Raw genomic sequence first — 6,479 nt, 5'->3', positions numbered from 1 at the left:
ATCTTCACACACAATATAAAGATTTTGGTTTTACACTGCGTGGCAATTGTAGGGAAATAAAAACAACCCAAGTTAAGTCACCACCGAACTTGAGTTGCCTTTCACACTGACAACATCTTCACACACAATATAAAGATTCTTTTTGTTAGTAATACACTAACGAATTCTGGCCATTGCCTATAAACACGCTTTTACTACACTAGAGCTACTAATTAAGCCCTTAACTGTGTTTGTGCGTTAACTTTAGAGTTATTACTCAAATTTCACAAGCGATAAAAATAAACCTGATAGATGAAAAAAACTAAACTATAGACCTTAGTCTAATAGCCATGCTTTTAAGTTACTAAATATCTACTTATAAGGTACTAGATAAATCTTTATGTTATTAGGCATAGAACAACTCAACGCTTTAGCATAAATCTAAGTAAGTTATTGTTTTATAACTGTAATTTATAAATAAGCCAGTCTGTTTCTTATTAAATAAAATGAACTTTTCAAATTGAACTTGTATTAGCCTCTGAAAAACAGGCACAAAAAAAGCGCTATAAAAGCGCTTTTTGTTCTAAAAAAATATTTAAATTATTTGGTTTTCTTTCCAAGCTTGCTCTTTAGCTAAGCGCTTTTTACGCTTGTCACAAGGATCATCGCAATCACAGGCTTTGTCTATACCCACCGAACCTAATCCACCACAGCTACTCGCCATTGATTTTTTTTGCACGATCATACCTACAGCCATTGCTGTAACAATTAAAATTAGTAAGCCAAAAGTAAGAAAAAAAAGTGACATTGCTTAGCCCCTATTGATCAGCAATAAATTAAGCTCAAACTATTTTTGAGCAGTTGATATTATATACCCAACCTCTATGGAAATAAACCAGCTTTAAACACTTACAAGTAGGGTTCAAATGCAGGACTTGAATACGTAACTAAGCCATCAGGCGATTTAGCAATCAAATACACAGCCAAATTATTATCTTGTGCATAAGCTTGCGCTTTTTCCATCCCCATAACGGTTAATGCAGTTGCTAAGCCATCTGCGGTCATTGCACTTGGGTGTAATACCGTTACAGAAACTAGGTCGTGCTTCATTGGCATTCCCGTAAGCGGATCAATCAAGTGCGTGTAAGTTTCGCCATCCATAATATAAAAGATGCGGTAATCACCAGAGGTTGCAATTCCCATTGTGCCAGGTAACAAAATACGGTGCACTTCACGCTTACCAGGCTCTGCATCAGGTTGCTCTATTGCTATTACCCATCCTTGACCATTCGGCTTTTCACCAGATATACGAAGCTCACCACCAATTTCAACCATGTAGTTAGTAATACCGCGTCTTTCTAATAATTGCGCAACTTTATCTATGCCGTATCCTTTTGCTGTTGCAGAAAATGATAATTCAAGCCCATCAACTGTTTTTGCTAAGCCTTGTTCATTTAAAACAAGCTTATCTACACCAATGTTTGCAATCATTGCCTGAAGCTCACTATCGGTTGGTCGGTTGGTCGGCTTTTTATCAGGGCCAAATCCCCATAAATCAATTAATGGTCCCATTGTTACATCAAGTGTATTGGTAGATTCACCGATCCGAATTGATTCGCTTATAACAGCCCTGAAGTCTTCACTTATTGGCATAAATTGATTTGCTGGCAAGCGATTAAATGTATTTATCTCCGAGTCTTTAATGTATGTAGACATAGACTGGTTTACGTTGACTAATACAGCATCTATTTGTTCTTGTATTTGAAGAGCAGATATTTCCTCTTGCTCGTCATAGTATTTAATATGATAGGTAGTCCCCATGGTTTTACCTTCTAAATAGGTTTCCTTTGGAACCGATTCTGCGCATCCAGATAACAGTAAAGTCAGCGTAATAATAAATAAGGCGATTATGCCCTGGGGAGTATTTACTTTGTTCATAACAACCCTACTTAATAGGTTAAAAATTAATAAATAATAATAAAAAAGCCTCGTAACACACAGTGCTACGAGGCTGATATTTTAACCAAAACTAATCTGTTTTGATATGCGTGTTAGCCACCGAAATCATCTAATAAGATATTTTCGTCTTCAACACCTAAATCTTTAAGCATATTGATAACTGCCGCGTTCATCATTGGAGGACCACACATGTAGAACTCACAATCTTCCGGCGCTTCGTGCTCTTTAAGATAGTTCTCAAATAACACGTTATGGATAAAGCCAGTATAGCCTTCCCAGTTATCTTCAGGTTGTGGATCTGAAAGCGCTGTGTGCCAAACGAAGTTATCGTTTTCAGCAGCTAGGCCGTCAAAATCTTCAACGTAGAACATTTCACGCTTAGAACGCGCACCATACCAAAAACTCATCTTACGCTTAGAATTTAAACGTTTAAGTTGATCAAAGATATGTGAACGCATTGGTGCCATACCTGCACCACCACCTACAAACACCATTTCAGCGTCAGTTTCTTTAGCGAAGAACTCACCAAATGGACCTGAAATAGTAACTTTATCACCTTCTTTAAGTGACCAAATGTACGATGACATTTTACCACAAGGTAGGCTTAGGTTTCTTGGCGGCGGCGTAGCAATACGCACGTTAAGCATGATGATGCCTTCTTCTTCTGGGTAGTTAGCCATTGAGTAAGCACGAATTGTTTCTTCGTCTACTTTTGACTCCAGGTCAAAGAAACCAAAATGATTCCAGTCGCCACGATACTCTTCAGGAACATCGAAATCTGCGTATTTAACATGGTGAGCTGGTGCTTCTATTTGGATGTAACCACCCGCACGGAAAGGCACTGATTCGCCATCTGGAATTTGTAGCTTCAGTTCTTTAATGAACGTTGCTTTGTTATCGTTAGAGATAACTTCACAATCCCATTTTTTAACACCGAAAATTGACTCTTCAAGTTCAATTTCCATGTCATTTTTAACATTTACCTGACACGCTAAACGACAACCTTCGCGGGCTTCACCTTTAGAAATGTGATCAAGTTCAGTTGGTAGAATATCGCCGCCACCTTCTTTTATGTGAACACGACACTGGCCACAAGAGCCACCGCCACCACAAGCAGAAGATACGAAAATACCCGACTCAGATAGTGCACCTAATAGCTTACTACCTGCTGATGTTTTAATGGCTTTGTCTGCATCGCCATTAATACCGATGATGATATCACCGCTTGCAACTAGTTTAGACTTAGCACCAATGATGATTAGAACTAGTATTACAACGATAGCGATAAAAACACCAACGCCTAAGAAAATATCCATGATTGACCTCGCTATTATTACAGTGAAATACCAGAGAATGACATAAAGCCAAGACCCATCAAGCCAACAGTGATAAAGGTAATACCTAAACCACGTAAACCATCTGGTACGTCTGAATACTTCATTTTCTCACGGATACCTGCAAGTAATGTAATTGCAAGCGCCCAGCCCACACCAGCGCCAATACCATATACAACAGACTCGCCGAAGTTATAGTTACGCTCAACCATAAAAGCTACCGCACCAAAGATTGCACAGTTAACTGTGATCAATGGTAAGAAAATACCTAATGCGTTGTATAGTGGCGGGAAGAACTTATCTAATGCCATTTCAAGAATTTGCACTAGTGCTGCAATAACACCAATGAAAGTTAAGAAACGTAAAAAGCTAAGATCTGCTTCTGGGTAACCAAGCCACTCAAGTGAACCTGGTGCTAATACCGCATGGTAAACCAAGTTGTTAACTGGTACAGAAATACCTAAAACAACAATAACCGCTACACCTAGGCCAATTGATGTAGTTACTTTTTTAGACACGGCTAAGAAAGTACACATACCTAGGAAGAACGCTAAAGCTAAGTTTTCAATAAAAACGGCTTTTACAAATAAACTAATATAATGTTCCACTTATCGCCCCTTACGCTTTAGCTTCTACTTGGTCTTTCTTATAAGTACGAAGTACCCAAATGAATAAACCAATGATGAAGAATGCACTCGGTGGTAAGATCAATAGACCCATAGGTTGGTACCAACCACCATTTTGTACTAATGGAATAATATCAACACCGAATAGTGAACCCTTACCAAATAGCTCACGAATGAAACCAACAGTAAGAAGTACTACAGAGTAACCTAATCCGTTACCAATACCATCAAGGAAAGACATTAATGGTGGCGACTTCATCGCATAAGCTTCAGCACGACCCATCACGATACAGTTAGTAATAATTAGACCAACAAATACAGACAGCTCTTTTGCCGTAGCGTAAGAGAAAGCCTGCAGTACTTGGTCAACTACGATTACTAATGACGCAATAATTGTCATTTGTACGATAATACGTACTGACGATGGGATGTGGTTACGAATAGTCGAGATAAAAAGGCTTGAAAACGCGGTTACCAATGTCAAAGCTATTGACATGATTAATGCATTTTTTAAACTAGACGTTACAGCCAGCGCAGAACAAATACCGAGTACTTGAAGTGCAATTGGGTTGTTAGCGAAAACTGGCCCAAACAGGACCGCCTTCATTTCTTTAGTATCAGCCATTATTTCAATGCTCCATTACGTACTTTAGCAAGGAAAGGGCCAAAGCCGTTTTCGCCGGTCCAAAAATCAACCGCGTGATCAACACCGTTAGATGTTAATGTAGCACCTGAAAGACCATCGATTTTATGCTCATCACCGCCCGCAGTTCCTTTAACGATCTGGATTGGTAACTCTTTACCTTCCCACGTTGCAGTCCACTGTGGGTTTTGAATTTCACCACCTAAACCAGGTGTTTCATTATGCTTGTAGAAGATGATGTCCTTAATTGTTTCGCCATCGCTTTCAAGCGAGATAAAACCGTACATCAAACCCCATAAACCATAACCCTGGATAGGAAGGATAATTGCATCAGTAGAGCCATCGTCTTTTTTAGAGATATAAACAGGCGCACGTTTGGTAATACGTTGAATACCAGCGATGTCCTTAATACCATTCTCTTTTAAAGATTTGCTTAGCTCTGCATCATATTTACTTTTTTCAAAGTCAAAGTCTTCTACAGGGTCTGCAAAATCACCGCTTTGCATATCTATAAAGCGTGTTTCGATTTTAGCTTCAAACGTTTCAGCAACGTTATCAACTTTGCTAATGCCTGCAGCAGCTAAAATATTGCTTTGAATATCTTTTGCCTTATTTGCTTTTTGCAAAGGACGAAGTTGTACAGATGTTAGCGATACAATGACTGCACACACCAAACATAATGAGACAACAACAGCTAGCGTTTTGCCAATTGATTCGTTATTACTAGACATTACGTGCCAACCTCCGCTTGATATTAGCTTGCACTACAAAGTGATCGAATAATGGTGCAAACAAGTTAGCAAACAAGATTGCCAGCATGATGCCTTCAGGGTATGCAGGGTTAACAACACGGATCATGATAACCATAAAGCCAATAAGCGCGCCGTATGCCAATTTACCTTTATCAGTAAATGCAGCAGATACAGGGTCTGTAGCCATAAAGAACATACCAAATGCAAAACCACCTAGCACCATGTGCCAGTACCAAGGCATAGCAAACATTGCGTTAGTTTCTGAGCCAATTGTATTTAGTATTGATGATGTGATCACCATACCTAGGAATACACCTAGTACAATACGCCACGAAGCTATACGAACGTAGATTAAGAACAAACCACCAATAAGCACAGCAAGCGTTGACGTTTCACCCATAGAACCTTGGATAAAGCCGTAGAACGCATTCCACCACATTTGCATGTTAGCGTAACCTAAGTCACCACCTAACGTACCTGCAAATGCTTGACCTAGCATAGTTGCACCAGAGAATGAATCTACTGCTGTCCATACGGTGTCACCTGAAATTTGCGCTGGGTATGCGAAGAATAAAAATGCACGACCTGCAAGTGCAGGGTTTAAGAAGTTACGACCAGTACCACCAAATATTTCTTTTGCGATTACAACACCGAAAGTAATACCTAGTGCAACTTGCCATAAAGGAATTGTTGCAGGCAAAATTAGTGCAAACAGCACTGATGTTACGAAGAAACCTTCATTAACTTCATGCTTACGCACTGAAGCAAACAACACTTCCCAAAAACCACCAACAACAAACGTTGTTGCATAGATAGGTAGGAAGAAACAGGCTCCGTAGAACATTTTTGCGCCCCAACCGGCATCAGCAGTTAAATCACCGCCTAGTAGCTGGAATAAACCTACTTGCCAAATGTTAGCTAGTTCAAAGCCATTACCAAGTGCCATAGCCGCTTGATGACCAATATTGAACATACCAAAGAACATGGCAGGGAACGTCGCCATCCACACTAAAATCATCATACGTTTTAGGTCGATGTTATCGCGAACGTGAGTTGAGCCTTTATTTACATAACCCGGTGTGTAAAAAATAGTCGCTGCTGCTTCATACAGTGCGTACCATTTTTCGTGTTTTCCACCTGGTTCAAAATGCGGCTCGATATCTTCTAAGAAAGTTTTTAAACCCAT

7 protein-coding genes are annotated in these 6,479 nt (G+C 39.6%); all 7 read right to left on the bottom strand.

Features of this window, described 5'->3' with window-relative positions; translation table 11 throughout:
• Positions 1–574: 574 nt before the first annotated feature.
• The gene (gene nqrM / locus KZZ04_RS14490; protein WP_058404997.1) at positions 575–787 is read right to left on the bottom strand and encodes a (Na+)-NQR maturation NqrM; all 213 of its coding nucleotides are present in this window, start codon (positions 785–787) and stop codon (positions 575–577) included.
• 101 nt (positions 788–888) lie between these two features.
• The gene (locus KZZ04_RS14485; protein WP_219423038.1) at positions 889–1,917 is read right to left on the bottom strand and encodes an FAD:protein FMN transferase; all 1,029 of its coding nucleotides are present in this window, start codon (positions 1,915–1,917) and stop codon (positions 889–891) included.
• Between the two features lie 113 nt (positions 1,918–2,030).
• A complete protein-coding gene (gene nqrF, locus KZZ04_RS14480) occupies positions 2,031–3,254 on the bottom strand; it encodes an NADH:ubiquinone reductase (Na(+)-transporting) subunit F (RefSeq protein WP_058552184.1) in 1,224 nt (407 codons plus the stop codon).
• Between the two features lie 17 nt (positions 3,255–3,271).
• On the bottom strand, positions 3,272–3,880 hold the full coding sequence (gene nqrE, locus KZZ04_RS14475) for an NADH:ubiquinone reductase (Na(+)-transporting) subunit E (RefSeq protein ID WP_006791490.1): 609 nt from the start codon (positions 3,878–3,880) through the stop codon (positions 3,272–3,274).
• 10 nt (positions 3,881–3,890) lie between these two features.
• Positions 3,891–4,523, bottom strand: a complete 633-nt coding sequence (locus KZZ04_RS14470; RefSeq protein WP_006791491.1) for an NADH:ubiquinone reductase (Na(+)-transporting) subunit D — start codon at positions 4,521–4,523, stop codon at positions 3,891–3,893.
• On the bottom strand, positions 4,523–5,272 hold the full coding sequence (locus KZZ04_RS14465; protein WP_010556997.1) for a Na(+)-translocating NADH-quinone reductase subunit C: 750 nt from the start codon (positions 5,270–5,272) through the stop codon (positions 4,523–4,525). The genes KZZ04_RS14470 and KZZ04_RS14465 overlap by 1 nt, the downstream gene beginning before the upstream one ends.
• Complete coding sequence (locus KZZ04_RS14460; RefSeq protein WP_006791493.1) at positions 5,265–6,479, bottom strand: NADH:ubiquinone reductase (Na(+)-transporting) subunit B; 1,215 nt, start codon at positions 6,477–6,479, stop codon at positions 5,265–5,267. The genes KZZ04_RS14465 and KZZ04_RS14460 overlap by 8 nt, the downstream gene beginning before the upstream one ends.

The sequence above is a fragment of the Pseudoalteromonas sp. CR1 genome (assembly GCF_019392235.1).
GTDB lineage: Bacteria > Pseudomonadota > Gammaproteobacteria > Enterobacterales > Alteromonadaceae > Pseudoalteromonas.
Note: the sequence above shows the minus strand (reverse complement) of the source record. Positions and strands in the feature narration are given on the sequence as shown.